The following is an 18,960-nucleotide window of genomic DNA, read 5'->3' on the forward strand; positions in this document are numbered from 1 at the left end:
CGCGTCCCGGTCTGGGGCGGCCCGCCACCCGTCCCGGCCGGTCCCAGTAGGGTGGGCGGCGTGCTCCGCCAGGTCACCGCCATCCGCTACGTCACCCCGCTGCGCGAGGGTGGGTCGCTGCCGGGCGTGGTGGAGGCCGACGACCTGGGCACGTACGTGGCGAAGTTCCGCGGCGCCGGTCAGGGACCCAAGGCGCTGATCGCCGAGGTGATCTGCGGCGAGTTGGCCCGCCGCCTGGAGCTGCGGGTGCCCCCGCTGGTCGTGCTCGACATCGACCCGGTCATCGGGCGAGCCGAGCCCGACCAGGAGGTGCAGGAGTTGCTGCGCAACAGCGGCGGGGCCAACCTGGGGATGGACTTCCTGCCCGGGGCGCTGGGCTTCGACCCGCTGGCGCACCCCGTCGACCCGGTGCTGGCCTCCCGGGTGCTCTGGTTCGACGCCTACGTGGAGAACGTCGACCGGAGTTGGCGCAACCCCAACCTGCTGGTCTGGCACCGGGAGTTGTGGCTGATCGACCACGGGGCCTCGCTGTACTTCCACCACAACTGGCCGCGGGCCGAGGCGGCCGTGCACCGTGCCTACCGGGCTGACGACCACGTGCTCGCGCCGTACGCCTCCCGGCTGGCCGACGCCGACGCCGAGTTGGCGCCCCGGGTCACCCCGGAGTTGCTCACCGAGGTGCTGGCGCTGGTGCCGGGGGAGTGGCTGACCGCCGCCGACTTCGAGACGGCCGACGCCGCTCGCGCCGCGTACCTGGCACATCTGTCCCGCCGGGTCGCCCGCACCGCCGACTGGCTGCCGCAGGGGAGTGCGGCATGAGGCACCCCTTCGAGTACGCGCTGATCCGGCTGGTGCCCCGCATCGAGCGCGGCGAACAGATCAACGTCGGGGTGCTGCTCTACTGCCAACAGCGCGACTTCCTGGCCGCGCGTACGCACCTGGACGCCGACCGGGTCCGCGCGCTGGCGCCGGACGTCGACCTGCCGGCGGTGGCCGCCGTGCTCTCGTCCCTCGACCGGACCTGCTCCGGCGACGGGCCGGCGACCCGGATGCGGCTCGGTGAGCGGTTCCACTGGCTGGCCGCTCCGCGCAGCACGATGATCCAGACCGGGCCGGTGCACACCGGGCTCACCGCCGATCCGGCGGCCGAGCTGGAACGGTTGATGGCGGCCCTGGTCCACTGAGCGGCGGCGGCCCGGGCTCGGCCCCTGATCGCGCTGCGCCAGCTCCGTTGCTGGCGAAGCGCGATCCCCCGTTCAGGTGCTCGGTGCGGGGCGGCGGTTGGTTCCCGCCGGCACCGGTGACATCAGGATCGCGGTCCGTACGGGGCGCGGGGTCGAAACAGTCGGGAAGTTGCGGAAAACTTGAGCCGGCGGACCGGAACAGGGGTCCGCGTGCCCTGCCGTTAGAGGTCGCCCCCAGCGGGTAGTCGCGGGAGCTGACCCGAGACGAGAAGGGGACATCCGATGGCTGCCCAGACCAAGGTAGCGGTGATCTACTACAGCGCCACCAGCATCACGTACCAGATGGCGCAGGCTGTCTGCGAGGCTGCCGGAGATGCCGGCGCCGACGTACGCCTGCGTAAGGTCCGCGAGCTGGCGCCGGACGAGGCGATCCGCTCCAACTCCGGCTGGCAGGCGCATCACCTGGAGACCCAGGACGTTCCCGAGGCGATGGTCGACGACCTGGCCTGGGCCGATGTGGTGATCATGGGTGCTCCGACCCGGTACGGCATGATCGCGGCCCAGTTGAAGCAGTTCATCGACACCACCGGTCCGCTGTGGGCACAGGGTGCGCTGGCCAACAAGGTCTACGCCGCCTTCACCTCGACGGCGACCTCGCACGGCGGGCAGGAGACCACGCTGACCTCGCTCTTCAACGTCTTCTACCACTGGGGTGGCGTCGTGGTCGCCCCCGGCTACACCGACACCAGCCAGTTCATCGCCGGCAACCCGTACGGTGCCTCGCACACGAGCAACAACGGGGAGATCGCCCCGGACGCCGTGGCACTCGGGGCCTGCGCGCTGACCGCCCGACGTGCGGTGCTGCTCGGCACCGCGCTGAAGGCGGGCATGGCCGGCTGACGACGGAGGCGACCGGTGGCGCGGGCGGGGGCTCTCGGCCCGTCCACGCCACCGGTCGCATCCCGCACTACCCGGCGGCGGGACGGCTATGCGCGCCCGCCCGTGGCGGACAGCTCGTCGGCGCTCGGTGCCGGCAGCAGATCAGTCAACAGCTCGCTGAGCACCGCGAGCCCGTCCGGGCTGAGCACCGACTCCGGGTGGAACTGCACCCCGGCGAAGCCACGCCCCCGCAGGGCGTGCACGGCGCCGTCGCCCGCGTCCCGGGCGAGGTCCACCGGCCCGTACGCGCTGGCCACCCGGTCCTCGTCCGCGCGCGCCGTGAACGTGGAGTAGAACCCCACCCGGCGGTCCCGCCCGAACAGCGACACCTCCCGCTGCGTCCCCTGGTAGGGCGCCTCCCGGCGATGCAGAGCCAGCCCCAGCAGCCCGGCCAGCACCTGGTGGCCGAGGCAGACCGCGAGGGTGGGCCGCCCGGTCGCCAGCAACTCGGTCAGCAACTCCCGCAGCGCCACCATCTTCGGCTCGTCCAGGCTGCCCGGGTCACCCGGCCCGGGGCCGACCACCACCAGGTCGTAGCCGTCGACGGGCCCACCCGCGTGCCACGGCCGCAGGCTCACCGCGAGGCCCAGCGCGCCCAGTTGGTGGGCCAGCATCCCGGTGAAGGTGTCCTCGGCGTCCACGATCAACACTCGGCGGCCGACCAGTCCGGGCAACCCGGACGCGTCCGGCGCCCGCTGGTCCAGCCAGAACCGTGCCAGCGGCGCGTTGCGCGCGGCCAGCGCGTCGCGTACCTCCGGGTCGTCGGCCAGCCGGGCGACCGCGCCGCCGCCGGCGGACGCCGCCGGCCCGAGGCCGAGCGCGGCCAGCACACCGGCGGCCTTGGCGTGCGTCTCCGCCACCTCACCCGCCGCCGTCGAGTGTCGGACCAGGGTGGCGCCCACCGGCACCCGCAGGTGGCCGGTGGGGGAGATCTCGGCGGTACGGATCAGGATCGGTGCGTCCAGCGTCTGCCGACCGGCCTCGTCGTGACCGAGCAGCGCCAGCACCCCGGCGTAGTAGCTCCGGCCGCGGCCCTCGTGCCGGGCGATCACCCGGCAGGCGTTCTCCATCGGGCTGCCGGTCACGGTCGGGGCGAACATCGTCTCCCGAAGCACCTCCCGGACGTCGCGGGTGCCCCGCCCGGCCAGCAGGTACTCGGTGTGCGCCAGGTGCGACATCTCCTTCAGGTACGGGCCGATCACCTGGCCGCCGTCCTCGGCGACGGTGGCCATCATCTTCAGTTCCTCGTCGAGCACCATGTACAGCTCCTCGACCTCCTTCGGGTCGGCGAGGAAGCGCAGCAGCGCCGCCCGGTCCGCGGTGCCGCCGCCGGACCGGAAGGTGCCGCTGATCGGGTTCATCATGACCAGCCCGTCGTCGACGCTCACGTGCCGCTCCGGGCTGGCACCGACAAGCGTCCGGGTGCCGGTGTGCACGACGAACGTCCAGTACGCGCCACGTTCGGCCATCAGCAACCGGCGTAGCGCGGCCAGCGCGGCCACCAGCGGTCGGCCCTGCACGGTGGCGTGCAGGGTGCGGTGGATGACGAAGTTCGCGCCCTCGCCGCGGCCGATCTCCTCGGCGAGCACCCGTTGCACGGTCCGGGCGTACTCCTCGTCGGTGACGTCGAAGGCGGCGTCGCTGGTGCGGACCGGTTCGTCGGGCAGCGTGGCCAGGGCGTCGGCCAGCGCGATCCGCCGATGCTCGCGGACCTGGAGGCACTCCAGCGGAGCGCCGTCGTCGACGCAGGCGAAGCCGCGTTCGGTGATCTGGCGGTACGGCACCAGGGCCAGCGTCCGCGCTCCGGGCGTGCCCGGCGGCAGCGGGATGTCGGCCAGGCGCTCGACGGTGTCGACCGGGCCGGTGAACAACTCCAACTCGTCCGCGCCCTCCCGACGCAGCAACGCGAAGGGTCCCGGGTCGGCGCCGCTGGTCACGGCGGTGAGCAGGTCGGTCAGGTGGGTCATCGAGTGTCTCCGTGGGGCCGGGCGCCGCCGGTCGAGGCGGCCATCCGGGCCGGGGAGATCCGGCGGCCGCCTCGATGGCGGCCGCGTGGATGGAGCTACGCGCGGAGGGTGGCCGCCGGGTCGGCGGGCCACCAGCAGGTCGGATGCGCGAGCATGTGATCCACCCTACGCGCCCGGCGCCCGCCCGGCACCGGGTAACTTGACCGGCGATGAACATTCTCGCGCTCGACCTGGGTACCTCCTCGGTACGCGGGCTCGTGCTGGACCCCGACAGCCGTCCGCTGCCCGGTGCCCTGGCCCGGCGCAAGGTCGACCTCGCCATCGGCGACGACGGCACCGGCACGCTGTCCGGCCCCGGCTACCTCGCCTGCCTGATCGAGTGCCTCGACGAGTTGGCCGACGCGGGGCACCTGCACGACGTGGACCTGGTGGCGGTCTCCGCCCAGTGGCACTCGGTGCTGCCGCTGGACCGCGACGGCACCCCGATGGGTCCGGTGGTCACCTGGCTGGACACCCGGCCCGCGCCGGTCGGCGGTACGGCGGGACCTTCCGACCCGGACGGCTTCCATCAGCGCACCGGCTGCTGGTGGCACCGCTCGTACTGGTCGATGCGCCTGCCCTGGCTGCGCGAGCAGTCCGGCAGCCCGATCGCCCGGTTCGTCGGCCTGCCCGAGTACGTGCTGGGCGAGCTGCTCGACGACGCGCCCATGTCGGTGTCCCAGGCGTCCGGGACCGGTCTGCTCGACCTGCGCACCCTGCGCTGGGACGAGGAGGCGCTGACGCTGGCCGGGGCGCGGCCGGGGGACCTGCCGGCCCTCGGCGGGTTGGACTGGCACGGCCGGCTCCGGGCCGAGAGGGCCCGCCGGTGGCCGCAGCTGGCGCAGGCCCGGTGGTCACCGCCGGTGGGCGACGGTGGGGCGTCGAACGTCGGCTCGGGCTGCGTCGACCCGAGCCGGGCCGCGGTCACCGTGGGCACCTCGGCGGCCGTACGGCTGATGCAGCGCATCCCGGCCGGCGAGCCGATGCCCCGTCTCCCCGAGCGTCTGTGGCGCTACCGGGTCGACCACGACCACGTGGTCACCGGCGCGGCGTACGCCTGCGGCGGCAACCTGTTCGCCTGGGCGAACCGGGAGCTGCGGTTGCCCCAGGGCGCTGAGCTGGACGCGGCGCTGGCGCTGGTGCCGGTGGGCGGTGGCCGACCGGCCGACCCGCGCTTCGGTGGCGACCGGCCGCCCGGTCTGCTGCCGGCGGGCAGCGGGCAGCTCCGCGACCTCAGCTTCAGCACCACCTCGGTGGACATCCTGGCCGGGCTGATGCAGGGCCTGTGTGACCTGGTCGCGGAGGATCTCGCGGTGCTGGAATCCACCATCGACAAACCGGTGGGCGTGGTGCTGGGCGGCGGCGCGGTGGCCGCCTCGGTGTGGTGGCGGCAGGCCTTCGCCGCGGCGCTGGCACCGCGACCGGTGTCGCACCAGCGGAACCCGGAGATCGGTGCCACCGGGGCGGCACTTGTGGCGCTGGGCCGGTTCGGAGACGCGATCGGGCTCGCCGACATCGGCCGGACGGACGAGCTGGTCTTACCGACCACGGCAGGACGTTCCCACCCGCAGTATCCTTCCTGAACCTCCGCGTCGCCCGGGCCGTTGACAGCGCTCCCGAGCCTGGTTGGATGGACTGCGCTCCCCGGACCGCGGTGGACGCGGTAGGACCGAGGAGGCAGGGTGGCGGTGGGTTCCGACCCGGCGAGCGGCACGGTGTCGAGCCACCGCCGACGCCGTTTCGACGTCCGAGTCGTGCCGCATCGGCGTCGGTCACCGTTCCGGCTGCGGGACTGGCGGATGAGCACGAAGCTCGCGACCGTGCTGATGGTGCCGTCGATGGCGTTCCTGGTGCTCGCCGGGGTGCAGACCAGCGCGCTGGTCGGGCGGACGACGGCGTTGAACGACTTCTCCCGCCAGGTCGGGATCGGCCGGCAGATCACCACCGCGGTGCACCAGCTCCAGCAGGAGCGCGACCGCTCGGCCGGGGAGCTGGGTGAGCGGCGCGGGGGCGGCGACCGGGACAACGCGGCGTCCAACCTGAAGCCGTTGCAGACGGTGACCGACCGGGCGATCGTGGACCTGCGTCGGGCCGCCGAGCCGCTCGCGGACGCCGACGCGTCCTGGCGGGTCGCCTACTCCGAGGCGATGGAGGCGTACGACCAGGTTGTCGACATCCGGCCGGCGATCCCGCCGGCGGTGCTCAGCAGCGACACGATCCTGAGCAACTACCACCGGGCGATCAGCGCGATGCTCGACCTGCTGGCCGAGCCGACCCCTGGTCAGGACCAGCCCGCGTTGAACAACGCGGTCCTGCGCTACGTGCAGCTGGCCCGGGTCAAGGAACTCTCCTCCCGGCTGCGCGCCCAGCTCTACGCCGCCTCCCGCGCCGGCGGGTACGGCACCGAGGACCGGGTGCTCCTCGCGGACCTGCGCGGCCAGCAGTTGACCGCGCTCGGCGCGTTCCGGGTGGCCGCGACCGACGACCAGATCCGCCGCTACGACGAGACCACGGTGACCCCGGAGTTCCAGGTCGCCACACGGCTGGAGGAACGCAGCCTGCCGGCCAGCGACGCGCCGCCGAAGGTGCTGCCGTCGGAGCAGTGGTGGGCGGCCAGCCAGCAGCGCCAGGACCTGTTGCGCCAGCTCGAGGCGGGGGTGCTGGACGACGCGGTGCGGCAGGCCGACGATGCCAGCAGCGGTCAGCTTCGGACCACCCTGCTGGTCGTCGGCGGCATCGTCGTGGTCCTGCTGGTCGCCCTGCTGATCTCGTTGCTCATCGGACGGTCGGTGGCCCGTTCGATGCGGCTGTTGCGGAGTCAGGCGCTCCGGATCGCGCAGGTCGAGCTGCCGGACGCGCTGGACCGCCTCAAGACCGTCACCGGCGGGGTGCCCGCCATCGACGTCGCGCCCGCGGTGGTCCGCTCGCTCGACGAGATCGGCGAGCTGGCCGAGGCGTTCGTGGCGGTGCACCGCAGCGCCGTCACCGTCGCCGTCGAGCAGGCGCTCATGCGGCGCAACGTCAACGCGATGTTCGTCAACCTGGCCCGCCGCAGCCAGGTGCTCGTGGAACGCCAACTGGAGCTGCTGGACGACCTGGAGCGTGAGGAGAGCGACCCGGACCAGTTGGAGAACCTGTTCAAGCTCGATCACCTGGCCGCGCGCATGCGCCGCAACGACGAGAGCCTGCTGGTGCTCGCCGGCACCGACTCGACCCGACGGTGGAACCGGCCGGTCGGGATCGGTTCGATGTTGCTGGCCGCCGCCGCGGAGATCGAGCAGTACCAGCGGGTCCGCATCGAGTCGGTGTCCGACGGGTATGTGGTCGGGCACGCCGTCGGCGAGCTGGTGCACATGTTGGCCGAGTTGCTGGAGAACGCCACCGCCTTCTCCCGCCCGGACACCCTCGTGGTGGTGACCGCCAGGGTCGAGGCCGCGACCGCGCTGATCGAGATAGTCGACAGTGGTCTCGGCATGAGCCCGGCCGCGCTGGCCGAGGCGAACGCGGTGCTGGCCAGCCCTCCGGCCGCGGATGTCGCGGCGGTGGAGCGGATGGGTCTGTTCGTGGTCAGCCACCTGGCCGCCCGGCTGGGCGTCAGCGTGCGCCTCGACGGGGGCCAGGACGGCCTGGTCGCCCGGCTCGTGCTGCCCGCGGTGCTGTTGGCGCCGGAGGGTCCGGCGGAGCTGGATCCACCCGCGCCGGCGCGGATGCTGGCGACGAGCGCTGCGCGGGAGATGGTGGCGCCGCCCGGGGGCGCCCGGGAGGCAGACGCCCCGGGAGTGGGCTTCGGTGCCCGGGACCTGCCGGTGGCCGGCCGGCGGCCGGGGGCGGCCGTGCCGCGTCAGGCCCGTCCGGTGCCGGTGCGTTCCGAGGACGTGCTGACCCCGGCCGGCGATCCCGGCGCAGGGGCGGGCTGGTGGTCGCGACAGGGTCCGTCCGCTCCGGCGGTGCCCGCCGCGGCGGTGCCGCCGGCCATCCCGGTGACCGCCGGCACCAACGAGCGCGGACTTCCGGTGCGGGTGCCGATGGCGCAGTTGAGCGCGGTCACCCGTACGGCACAACCGACCTCGGCGCCGAACCGCGTCGACCTGGACCCGGAAGCGGTCGGTGGCATGCTCTCCCGGCTCTACAGCGGGGTGCGGCGCGCCGAGGCCGAGGCCACCACCGAGATTTCCGGGCCACCGCCCGGGGCGCACGACGAAGGGGGACGACGACAGTGACGACGTTGAGCCAGGAGGCGCGTGACCTGAGTTGGCTGGTGAGCGCGTTCGCGGACCGGGTGCCGGGCGTGGCGCACGCGGTGGTGGTCTCCTCGGACGGGTTGCTGGTGGCGATCTCCGATCATCTGCCGCGCGACAACGCGGACAAGCTCGCGGCGGTGACCTCCGGGCTGATGAGCATCACGGCGGGCGCGGCGCAGATGTTCGACGGCGATATCGTCAAGCAGACGGTGGTCGAGATGGGCCGCGGCTACTTCCTGGTGATGCAGATCCGCGACGGTTCGATCCTGGCCACCCTGGCCGCCGGGGACGCGGACATCGGTGTGGTGGGTTACGAGATGGCCCGGCTGGCCAAGCAGGCGGGGGAGATGCTCACCCCGGCGCTGCGAGCGGAGTTGCAGCAGGCGCTGCCCCGCTGAGCGGCCGGTCCGGGACCCGGACGGTCACCGGCTCACCCGAGCCGAGCCGTCCGGGCCCGGCACTCCGGGTGGCGGCCCGCTCAGAAGCCGCCGTCGGTGATGACGGAGCGGTACCAGGTGGCGCTGCTCTTGAGCACCCGCCGCTGGGTCGGGTAGTCCACGTAGACAAGCCCCCAGCGCTGGTCGTATCCGGCGTCCCACTCGAAGTTGTCGAGCAGCGACCAGACGTGGAAGCTCTCCAGTGGCACCCCGGCGGCGATGGCCCGGTGCACGGCGGTGAGGTGGTCGCGCAGGAAGCTGATCCGGCCGGTGTCCTGGACGGTGTCGTCCGCCCCCAGCGTGTCCGCCGTGGGCAGGCCGTTCTCGGTGATGGTGAGGGGAATCGGGCCGTAGTCACGGGTGACCCGGGTCAGCAGGTCGTACATCCCGTCGGGGTAGATCTGCTGCCACTCGGCCACCGAGGTCGACCAGCGTCGTACGGTGCCGCCGTCGCCGGTGACGTAGATCGGCGTGTAGTACTGAACGGCCAGCAGGTCGATCGGCGCCGAGATGATCTTCAGGTCGCCGTCGCGGATGCCCTGGACCATCCGGCTCTGCGGACCCAGGTCGGCCAGCAGGTCCTCCGGGTAGCTGCCCTTGAGCAGGGAGTCGAGGTAGAGGCGGTTCTCGTAGCCGTCGTAGAGGTGGGCGGCGGCGGCTGCCTGCGGGGAGTCGTCGGCGGGGTAGCAGGGGTGCAGGTTGAGCGCGGGGCCGATCCGGCTGTCGCTGCCGCTGGCCCGCAGCGTGCCGACGGCGAGACCGTGCGCGAGTTGCAGGTGGTGGGCGACCAGGTAGGCGGCGTCCGGGTCCTGTCGGCCGGGGGCGTGGTGACCGGTGAGGTAGCCGTTCTGCACCACGGTCTTGGGCTCGTTGATGGTGAGCCACGCCGGCACCCGGTCGCCCAGGGCGCGGAAGAGCACGTCGGCGTAGTCGGCGAAGCGGTGGGCGGTGTCGCGTGACTCCCAGCCGCCGGCGTCCTGCAGTGCCTGCGGGAGGTCCCAGTGGAACAGGGTGGCCATCGGGGCGATGCCCCGCTCGTGCAGGCCGTCGATGAGCCGGCGGTAGAAGTCGAGCCCGCGCTGGTTGGGCAGGCCGCTGCCGTCGGGCTGGATCCGTGGCCAGGAGATGGAGAAGCGGTAGCTGCGCAGCCCGAGGTCGCGCATGAGGTCGAGGTCCTCGGCGTACCGGTGGTAGTGGTCGGCGGCCACGTCGCCGGTGTCGCCGTTACGGGTGCTGCCCGGGACGCGGCTGAAGGTGTCCCAGACGGACTCTCCGCGCCCGTCCTCCTTCGCGGCGCCCTCGATCTGGTACGCCGAGGTGGCCGCGCCCCAACCGAAGTTGTCGGGGAAGCGCAGTGGGCCGGCGGGCCCGGTAGGTATCGACATGGATTCTCCTCGTGGATACGGGGCCACCGCCGAGATTCGGGAGCGCTCCCAGAATAGGCCAGGGGCGGCCGGCCCGGTCAGCTGGCCGTCATGGCGGCCGGCGGTGGCGGGTCGAGGCGGTTGGAGGCCCCAGACAGCGAACAAGGCCGCCGGGCGGCGCGGCGCGCCTGTCCCGTCGGCCTCTTTTCCCATCGTGTACGGGGGTTTAGTGTGGGGACGGGGGAGGGCAACCCCCGTCCCCACCGTAACTGCACACACACGGGCGGAATTTGGGTCCTGCCGTGCGTGTCGCGCGGGAGCCGGGCCACGCGAGTGGCTCTGGTTCCACCTCCCTCCGTAAGGCGGGACGATGGCTGACGACGGCGTCCGGGCTGGCCCGTCGTCGGCCCTCGGGTTGGTTCGCCGGGCCCGTCAGAAACGACCCCAGCGATCTTCTTGTTGGAACCTTGTCGATGGAAGCGCTCCCATCGACCGATGTTGCGACTGTAACGCCCGTCACCGCTTTGTGAAAGACCCAAAACGAGATCGAAACAACGGGCTGAACGAGTGGCGTGTGCGCTTGTTGTGGGAGCGCTTCCATGGCAGACTGTCGATTCAACGCGACAGGAGCCACATCGCGTGAGCGCGGGTTCACCGAGGGCAGCCGGCAGCACGATCCCGGTCACGGTCACCCGATCGCAGCCGGCGGGACCCCCTCCCGTGCGGGCCGCACCGCCCTACCCCGGCCGGGCCCGGGGGAGACCACCTTCCCGGCGCCTCGAATCTCCCGCGGACCACCACCCTCGCGGGCAGGCGCCTTCGCCGGGGACCGTCCCGGCCTGGTCCGAGGAGACACCGCGCACATGAGACAACTGGCAAGACGCCGTCGAGTGGCGATCATCGCTGCCGCCGCGCTCGCCGCCGGCGGGGTGACCCTGCCCGCCGGCGCCGCACAGGCCGCGCCCGCCTGCGACGTGGTCTACGCGACCAACGACTGGAACACCGGCTTCACCGCGAACGTGACGATCAAGAACCTGGGCGATCCGATCAGCAACTGGACGCTCAAGTGGACCTTCCCGAACAGCGGCCAACGGGTCGTCCAGGGTTGGTCGGCCAAATACAGCCAGACCGGCAGCGAGGTCACCGCGACGAACGAGTCGTACAACGGCAACCTCGCCGCCGGGGCCTCCACCACGATCGGCTTCAACGGCGCCCACTCGGGCAGCAACCCGAAGCCCACCTCGTTCACGCTCAACGGCACCCCGTGCAACGGCACCCCGGCCAACCTGCCGCCGACGGTCTCGCTCGGCCTGCCGACCGGGCCGTTCACCGCGCCGGCCGACGTGCCGCTGACCGCCACCGCCAGTGACCCGGACGGGACGATCAGCAAGGTCGAGTTCTACCGCAACGGCCTGCTGATCAACACCGACACCTCCGCGCCGTACGCCTACACGCAGGAGGACCTGCCGGCCGGCAGCTACACCGTCCAGGCCAAGGCGTACGACAACGCCAACGGCATCGGGGTCGACGAGAAGGCGTTCACCGTCGGTGCCGCCAACGGCCCGACACTCGTCGCCACGCCGTCCGCGGTGAGCGTCAGCGAGGGTGGCACCTCCACCTTCAACCTGAAGCTCAGCGCCGCGCCGACGGCCAACGTGCCGGTCACCCTCACCCGCACCGGCGACACCGACGTCACGGTCTCGCCGAGCACCGCCACGCTGACCCCGAGCAACTGGAACACCGGGGTCACCGTCACGGTCGCCGCGGCGGAGGACACCGACACCCTCGGTGGCGCCGCCACCATCACCGCGTCCGCCACCGGTCTCGCCTCGCTGGCGGTCACCGCCACCGAGATCGACAACGACACCCCCGGCGGCGACAACACCTACATCGCGAAGTTCCTCGAGCAGTACGGCAAGATCAAGAACTCGGGCTACTTCAGCCCCGAGGGCGTGCCGTACCACTCGGTGGAGACGCTCATCGTCGAGGCGCCCGACCACGGGCACGAGACGACCTCGGAGGCGTTCAGCTTCTGGCTGTGGCTGGAGGCGAACTACGGACGCGTCACCCAGAACTGGGCGCCGTTCAACAACGCCTGGACGGTGATGGAAAAATATATAATTCCGAATCATTCAGACCAGCCAACTGCTGGGTCCGCCGGGACTCCGCAGTACGCCGCGGAGTACAACCTGCCCAGCCAGTACCCGTCGGCGTTGAACGCGAACATCCCGGTCGGGCAGGACCCGCTGCGTGCGGAGCTGCAGTCCACCTACGGCACCGGCGACATCTACGGCATGCACTGGCTGATGGACGTCGACAACACCTACGGCTTCGGTCGCTGCGGTGACGGCACCACCAAGCCGGCGTACATCAACACCTTCCAGCGGGGCACCCAGGAGTCGGTGTGGGAGACCATCCCGCAGCCGTCCTGCGACACCTTCAAGCACGGCGGTCAGTACGGCTACCTCGACCTGTTCGTCAAGGACACCGGTGCCCCCGCCAAGCAGTGGAAGTACACGAACGCCCCGGACGCCGACGCCCGCGCGGTGCAGGCCGCGTACTGGGCGCTGACCTGGGCCAAGGCGCAGAACAAGCAGGCCGACGTCGCGGCCACCATCACCAAGGCCGCCAAGATGGGCGACTACCTGCGGTACGCGATGTTCGACAAGTACTTCAAGAAGATCGGCAACTGCGTCGGGGCCAGCACCTGCCCCGCCGGCACCGGCAGGGATTCGGCGCACTACCTGCTGTCCTGGTACTACGCCTGGGGCGGCGCGTACGACACCAGCCAGAACTGGTCCTGGCGGATCGGCTCCAGCCACAACCACTTCGGCTACCAGAACCCGTTCGCGGCCTGGGCGCTGACCAACACCCCGGAGCTCAAGCCGCAGTCGTCGACCGCGGTCGCCGACTGGACCAAGAGCTTCGAACGGCAGCTGGAGTTCTACACCTGGCTCCAGTCCGCCGAGGGCGGCATCGCTGGTGGCGCCACCAACAGCTGGGACGGCAGTTACGCCCAGCCGCCGGCCGGCACCAGCACCTTCTACGGCATGTTCTACGACGTCGACCCGGTCTACAACGACCCGCCGTCCAACCAGTGGTTCGGCATGCAGGCCTGGTCGATGCAGCGCATCGCCGAGCTGTACCTGCAGACCGGCAACGCGAAGGCCAAGGCGCTGCTGGACAAGTGGGTGCCGTGGGCGATCGCCAACACCACCCTGGGCACCAACTGGTCGATCCCGTCGGACATGGCGTGGACCGGTCAGCCGACCACCTGGAACCCGTCCAACCCGCAGCCCAACACCGGCCTGCACGTCGAGGTGATCAGCAAGGGCCAGGACGTCGGCGTCGCCGCCGCCTACGCCCGGATCCTGATCGCGTACGCGGCCAAGTCGGGTGACGCGGCGGCCAAGACGACCGCCAAGGGGCTGCTCGACGGGCTGTCCGCCGCCGCCGACGCCAAGGGTGTCTCCACCACGGAGAAGCGTGGCGACTACCGGCGCTTCGACGACACCTACAACGCCTCCACCGGGCAGGGCGTCTACGTCCCGCCGGGCTGGACCGGGAAGATGCCGAACGGCGACACCATCGCCGCCGGCAAGAGTTTCCTGGACCTCCGGTCCTTCTACAAGAACGACCCGGACTGGCCGAAGGTGCAGGCGTACCTGGACGGTGGCGCGGAGCCCAGCTTCAACTACCACCGGTTCTGGGCACAGGCGGACGTCGCCATGGCGTACGCCGACTACGGCAGCCTGTTCCCGAACGGCTGACGACGACCCGGGGTGGGTGGCGTGGACCGCCCACCCCGGGATTCGGCCGGGGTCCGAGGAACGACGGACCCCGGCCGGCGGACGGCCTGACACCCACGGTCAGGCCGGGGTGGGCCAGCCATCTGGCCGACGCAGCGGATCGGCTGGCCCACCCCACCGCCCGGACTGGAGCCAACCGCGAAAAAGCCCAGAAATTCGGGCCGTCACGGGATCACGCCGAGGTCCGCAACGGAGTAACGTACGTCACCGGAGAGGCCGCTCCCCCCGTGGCGGCCTCTCCACTTTTTTTGCCCGTCCCGCCCCCGCCCCGCCCCTGGTCAGCTCGGCGGTGCCGACGGCTCTCCACCCACCGGATGACGCAGACCGGGGTGCCCGGCCGGCAACGACCGCCGCAGCACCACCCAGCTCAGTGCCAGCGCCGCGGCCACCAGCGGCCAGGTCAGAGCCACCCGGGCCACCACCAGTGCGAGGACCTGCCCACCCAGATACAGCGGCACGAACACCGCCAGCCGCACCAGGTAGGTCGCCGTCCACACCCAACTCGCCCGGCCGTAGCCGCGCAGCAGCGCCCGGTCGCGCCGCCACCGGGTGCGCTGGCCCAGCACACCGCCGACCAACACACCGAGCAGCGGCCAGCGCACCACGATGCTGACCGCCCAGGCGAGAGCGCTTACGGCGTTGGACAGCACCTGAATGAGAAAGAAGTCCTCGGCTCGGCCGGTGCGCACCGCGATCAGCGCCGCGACGCAGACGGCCAGCAGACCGACCAGCACCGAGCGCGGCCGGTCACCCCGGCGCAGCCGTACGCCGGCCACCACCGCGCCCACCGCCAGCGCCGCGCCGATCCCACCCCACAGCGACTCGCCGCCCAGCAACCAACCCGCCGCGAATGCGAGCGGTGGCAGGGTGGCGTCGACGGCGCCGCCACGCCCGCCCAGCAGGTCCGCGAGCGACTCGGCCCGCGCCCGCCCACCGGAGCCCGACCGCTGGTCCGGGTCGGGTGCGGCCGGGCCACTGTCGTGCTCCGCTGGTCCGCCCATCGCCGCCTCCTCGCTCTGGCACAACCTAACCACCGGCGGGCGGCGGGCCACCGGTCGGCTGGCCGACACCTGCCGCTACGGTGTGCGGATGCGCGCGACGGCACGGGGTTGGACCGCGGTCTGGTTGGTCGTACTGGCCCTCGTCCAGACGGCTGCCTTCCTCGCCGTGTGGCGGGTCGCCGTGCACACCGAGATCGGCCAGTGGGTCGACACCGTCGCTCTCACCGGCAACCGGATCGGGCAGGACACCATCGAAGGTCCTGTCGACCGGATCCTCAACGCGATGTCGGTGGTCTCCCTCGTGGCCGCCACCGCGATGATCGGGTTCATCGCGCTGATCCGGGGACGGTTCGCCCTGGCGATCACCGCGACCCTCCTGATCGCCGGGGCGAACGTCTCGACCCAGCTGTTGAAGTACGGGCTGAACCGGCCCGACTACGGCGTCGACCCGGAGCGCTCGGCGGTGGGCAACAGCCTGCCCAGCGGGCACACCACGGTCGCCGCGGCGGTGGCGGTCGCGCTCGTGCTCGTGTTGCCGGCCAAGGTGCGGGCGGTCGGCGCCTTCCTCGCCGCGGCCTATGCCGCCATCGCGGGCGTCGCCACCCTCTCCGCCGGCTGGCACCGGCCCAGCGACGCGATCGCCGCGTACCTGGTGGTGGGTGTCTGGGCGGCGCTGGCCGGGCTGGTCCTGCTGATCACCCAGCGGGAGCAGGCCGAGGTCGCTCCCGGCGACGCGCACCGCACGGCCGTGCTGGTGCTCGGGGCGGCCGGGGTGCTCGGCCTGGTCGCCTGCGGGCTGTCCCTCAGCTGGCTGGTCGGCCTGCGCGACACCGGCCCGGACGAGCTGAGCCGCCAGCCCCTGTTCGTCGGGTATTCGGGCAGCGCCGCCGGGATCGCCGGCACGATGGCGGTGGTGATGGCGTTGGTGCTCACCGTCGTGCACCGGCTGGTGCCCAGGGTCAAGGGCTGAGCGGACCGATGGACCGGGTCCGCGTGGCGTTCTCCGCGGAGTGCGCGCAGCTCACCGAGATCCTCGCCGAGCTGGTCGACGCCGACCTGGACCGGCCCACCAACTGCGTACCGTGGACGGTCCGGGAGTTGATCGCGCACGTGCGGACCGGAGTCGGTCGGCTGACCGACATGCTCGCCGCGCCCGCCCCGCCCCGCGCCGAGGTCGACGCCGCCGGCTACTTCGGCAGGGCGAAGTTCACCCCGTCTGTCGACGCCGACCGGATCGCCGGAGGCCGCCGCGACGCGTCGCGGGTGGACCGCGCGACGTTGGCGACCGCGATGGACCGCGCTTGGCGGGCCACCGATGCCGCGGTCGCCGCCGCGCCGCCCGATCGCGTCGTACGGACCCGGCACGGCGACGCGATGGGCGTCACCGAGTTCCTGCGGACCCGGGTCGTCGAGGTGGGCGTGCACGGTCTGGACCTGGCCGCCGCGCTGGGCCGGCCGCCCTGGCTCACTCCTCCGGCGGCCGAGGTGATCGCCGACCTGCTCACCGGGGGCCGACCGACACCGGCGGGATTGCGCTGGGACCAGCTGACCCTGATCCGTAAGACCACCGGACGGGCGGCGCTGACCGTCCCGGAACGGGCCGCGATCGACGCCGCCGGCTTCCGCTGGCTCGCCTTCGGCCGCTGACCCGCGCGCTGCTGGCTGCCCCGCGCGCCGGCTTCGGACGCTGCTGGCTGCCCCGCGCGCCGGCTTCGGACGCTGCTGGACGGTCGAGGTCAGCTCGCGGCGCGGGGTGCGGGGACGTGCGGGGCGACGCCGCGCAGGTGCGTCAGCACCACCGGGTCGATCCGGCCCGGCACCAGCCGCTCCTCGAGGTTCTCCAGCCCCGCCCAGGAGACCAACGCCGCTTCCGTGCCACCGTCGGCCACCGGATGGCCCAGCGCGGCGAGCAACGCCGCCACCTCGTCGGCGACCGCGCCGCTCAGGTCCAGCAGGGTGGTCGGGTCGGGCCGGCTGAACAGCATGGTGTGCACGGCGAGCAGCCGGCCCAGCTCGGCGACCGGGTCCGGGTGATCGTCCACCCGGAGGTCGACGAGCACGTCGCTCGTGCCGCCGTACCCGCCGCCGCGCTCGACCACCAGCAGGCCGGCGCTCTGCCGACCCCGCCGGTCGCCGCCGGCCTCGTCGCCGGCCCGCAACGCGGCGACCAACCGCTCGGCGAACGGCAGCGCCGACCCGGTCAGCCAGGCGCCGGCCAGCGCGTCGACGACCTCCGGGCCGGTGAGCACGTTGCCCTGCGCGGCCCAGCCGTCGCCGGCCCGTCCGCCCGCCCACGGGTGGCAGGCCGGTCCGGTCCAGGTGGCACCCGTTCCGTCGACGCCCACCACGCCGAGTTGGCGGTGCTCCCGCTCGGGGTCCGCGGCGATCAGCCCGGCCACCACGTCGGCCGGGGCCACCCCGGTGCGCAGCAGGGTGAGGCCCTGCGGACGGTAGGCGAGGTTGACGTGCGCCTGGGTGGCCAGCGCGCCGACCTCGGCGGCGGCGGCCGGCACCAGCGCCCCGGCGGCGAGGAACTTGCTGGCGACGACGACGCCGTGCCGGCGACCGTCGGCGGAGCGGGCGACGAGCGAGAAGGTCACCCGCCGAGACTAGCGCCGGACGTCGTCGTACCGTGCCGGCTCAGAAGGGCGGCGTGGCGGCCTCCGGTGGGGCACCGCGCGCCCGGCGGGCGTCGACGACCGCGACGGCGGCCAACACGAACACCCCGACCGCGCTGGCGGCCACACCGGGCAGGAACAGCAGTGGCACCGCCGACGCCGCCAACACCAGCAGGGCGATCCACCGGGACGGCGACACCCGCGCGAACACCTCGTACTCCAGACGGGCCCGCCCGGCCAGGAACAGGGCCGGCCCACCGAGCGCCATGGCCAGCCACGCCCCCGGGATCTGTTCCAGCGGATTATGGATGATCAGCTCGTAACCGATCGCGGTGGCCGCGAGACCGACCACCATCACCAGGTGGGTGTCGGCGGCCGACCGGCCGATGGAGGCGGGGTGCCGGGCCTTCACCACCGCCTCGCCCAGGATCCGCCCGGCCCGCTGGACGTAGATCCGCCACAGCATGATCGACGTGGCCAACGCGAGTGCGAACGCCCACACGTGCCCCGACTCGTACGGTCCCTCGCTGTACGCGAAACCCGCCACCAGAATCGTCTCGCCCAGCGCGACGAGGAAGAACTGCTGGTAGCGCTCCGCCAGGTGTTCCCCGGCGATCTCCCACTTGGAGACCGTCGAGCGACCCAGCCACGGCACCGGCCAGCCGCACCGGGCAGCCAGGTACTCGATGGCCAGCGCCGCCGTCCAGAGCGTGACCTGCGCGTTGGTGCTCAGCAGCGCCCCGGTTATCCAGAACACCCCGCTGACGGCGAACACCACAGCCATGCGTACCTTCAGCCGGCGGTACGGGTGGGCGCCCAGCGCGAGCGACAGGATCACCGGTCGGGTCACCTGCGCGACCACGTACGCCACCGCGAACATCAGCGCGGTGTCGCTGAACGCCCGGGGGATCGCCACCCCGAGCACCATGCTGCACACCAACGCGGTGATCACCACGGTCTGCAGCGGCACCCGGTACGGGTCGTAGCGGCTGGTCGTCCACGCGGTGCCCTGCCAGACCGACCAGAGTGCGAGCAGCAGCAGCAACGTCTTGCCGCTCCCGGTAACCGCCGCCCAGCCATGCTCCCGAGCCGGCCCGTCGGTCAGGTCCTCGAACGCGCGCGCGGAGATCCGGGTGAGCGCGAAGACGAACACCAGGTCGAAGAAAAGCTCCAGGAAGGTCGCCCGGCCCGGGTCGCGCTTGGCCGGCTCCAGGTGCCCCGCTGCCCTGGAATCCATGGTCAGCGGCCTGCGCCGTTGGTCCGGTTCACCTCGAAGTCGTAGCATCCGCGCCGGTACGCTCGGCCGGAAACCGGCGATTCTGCCCAACCCGGGGATCTTGCCCGTACCCCCGTCAACGGGC

At 72.5% G+C, this 18,960-nt stretch carries 14 protein-coding genes; 9 read left to right on the forward strand and 5 right to left on the reverse strand.

Going from position 1 to position 18,960, the window contains the following annotated elements; translation table 11 throughout:
- Window positions 1-60 precede the first annotated feature (60 nt).
- The 3 genes from AB0C01_RS25020 to wrbA all read left to right on the forward strand — a co-directional run bounded on the left by AB0C01_RS25020 (window position 61) and on the right by wrbA (window position 2,084).
- On the forward strand, window positions 61-819 hold the full coding sequence (locus AB0C01_RS25020) for a HipA family kinase (RefSeq protein WP_357248459.1): 759 nt from the start codon (window positions 61-63) through the stop codon (window positions 817-819).
- On the forward strand, window positions 816-1,184 hold the full coding sequence (locus AB0C01_RS25025; RefSeq protein WP_357248456.1) for a DUF3037 domain-containing protein: 369 nt from the start codon (window positions 816-818) through the stop codon (window positions 1,182-1,184). Before AB0C01_RS25020 ends, AB0C01_RS25025 begins: the two co-directional genes overlap by 4 nt.
- A 282-nt stretch (window positions 1,185-1,466) precedes the next feature.
- Window positions 1,467-2,084, forward strand: a complete 618-nt coding sequence (wrbA, locus tag AB0C01_RS25030; protein WP_357248453.1) for an NAD(P)H:quinone oxidoreductase — start codon at window positions 1,467-1,469, stop codon at window positions 2,082-2,084.
- A gap of 86 nt (window positions 2,085-2,170) precedes the next feature.
- On the opposite strand, the gene AB0C01_RS25035 is transcribed toward wrbA, so the two are convergent.
- Window positions 2,171-4,090, reverse strand: coding sequence for an anthranilate synthase family protein (locus AB0C01_RS25035; RefSeq protein WP_357572242.1), 1,920 nt, complete (start codon window positions 4,088-4,090; stop codon window positions 2,171-2,173).
- Window positions 4,091-4,299: 209 nt separating this feature from the next.
- On the opposite strand from AB0C01_RS25035, the gene AB0C01_RS25040 reads away from it, so the two are divergent.
- The 3 genes from AB0C01_RS25040 (at window position 4,300) to AB0C01_RS25050 (ending at window position 8,768) form a co-directional block, all read left to right on the forward strand.
- Window positions 4,300-5,712, forward strand: coding sequence for an FGGY family carbohydrate kinase (locus AB0C01_RS25040; protein WP_357376997.1), 1,413 nt, complete (start codon window positions 4,300-4,302; stop codon window positions 5,710-5,712).
- A gap of 216 nt (window positions 5,713-5,928) precedes the next feature.
- Window positions 5,929-8,349: a nitrate- and nitrite sensing domain-containing protein gene (locus AB0C01_RS25045; protein ID WP_357572243.1), complete on the forward strand. Its 2,421-nt coding sequence runs from the start codon at window positions 5,929-5,931 to the stop codon at window positions 8,347-8,349.
- 5 nt (window positions 8,350-8,354) lie between these two features.
- Window positions 8,355-8,768 (forward strand): roadblock/LC7 domain-containing protein, encoded by a 414-nt coding sequence (locus AB0C01_RS25050; protein ID WP_357248782.1) that lies wholly within the window; start codon window positions 8,355-8,357, stop codon window positions 8,766-8,768.
- Window positions 8,769-8,848: 80 nt separating this feature from the next.
- Here the strand turns inward: AB0C01_RS25050 and AB0C01_RS25055 are convergent, their stop codons facing one another.
- Window positions 8,849-10,192 (reverse strand): GH1 family beta-glucosidase, encoded by a 1,344-nt coding sequence (locus AB0C01_RS25055; RefSeq protein ID WP_357248442.1) that lies wholly within the window; start codon window positions 10,190-10,192, stop codon window positions 8,849-8,851.
- Window positions 10,193-11,034: 842 nt separating this feature from the next.
- Between AB0C01_RS25055 and AB0C01_RS25060 the strand changes: the two genes are divergently transcribed.
- Window positions 11,035-13,941, forward strand: coding sequence for a glycoside hydrolase family 48 protein (locus AB0C01_RS25060; protein WP_357572244.1), 2,907 nt, complete (start codon window positions 11,035-11,037; stop codon window positions 13,939-13,941).
- Between the two features lie 317 nt (window positions 13,942-14,258).
- Here AB0C01_RS25060 and AB0C01_RS25065 read toward each other — a convergent pair whose 3' ends face one another.
- Entirely contained in the window at window positions 14,259-14,981 is a 723-nt protein-coding gene (locus AB0C01_RS25065; RefSeq protein WP_357248436.1) for a DUF3159 domain-containing protein, read from the reverse strand.
- 82 nt (window positions 14,982-15,063) lie between these two features.
- On the opposite strand from AB0C01_RS25065, the gene AB0C01_RS25070 reads away from it, so the two are divergent.
- A complete protein-coding gene (locus tag AB0C01_RS25070) occupies window positions 15,064-15,951 on the forward strand; it encodes a phosphatase PAP2 family protein (protein ID WP_357572245.1) in 888 nt (295 codons plus the stop codon).
- An 8-nt stretch (window positions 15,952-15,959) separates the two neighbouring features.
- Window positions 15,960-16,628 carry a maleylpyruvate isomerase N-terminal domain-containing protein gene (locus AB0C01_RS25075; RefSeq protein ID WP_357572246.1) on the forward strand — a complete coding sequence of 223 codons (669 nt, stop codon included), beginning with the start codon at window positions 15,960-15,962 and terminating at the stop codon, window positions 16,626-16,628.
- Window positions 16,629-16,717: 89 nt separating this feature from the next.
- Here the strand turns inward: AB0C01_RS25075 and AB0C01_RS25080 are convergent, their stop codons facing one another.
- Window positions 16,718-17,581 (reverse strand): DUF1028 domain-containing protein, encoded by an 864-nt coding sequence (locus tag AB0C01_RS25080; RefSeq protein WP_357572247.1) that lies wholly within the window; start codon window positions 17,579-17,581, stop codon window positions 16,718-16,720.
- A gap of 40 nt (window positions 17,582-17,621) precedes the next feature.
- Complete coding sequence (locus AB0C01_RS25085; protein ID WP_357572248.1) at window positions 17,622-18,836, reverse strand: low temperature requirement protein A; 1,215 nt, start codon at window positions 18,834-18,836, stop codon at window positions 17,622-17,624.
- Window positions 18,837-18,960 lie beyond the last annotated feature (124 nt).

It is taken from the genome of Micromonospora sp. NPDC048905 (genome assembly GCF_040649655.1).
Classification (GTDB): Bacteria; Actinomycetota; Actinomycetes; order Mycobacteriales; family Micromonosporaceae; genus Micromonospora.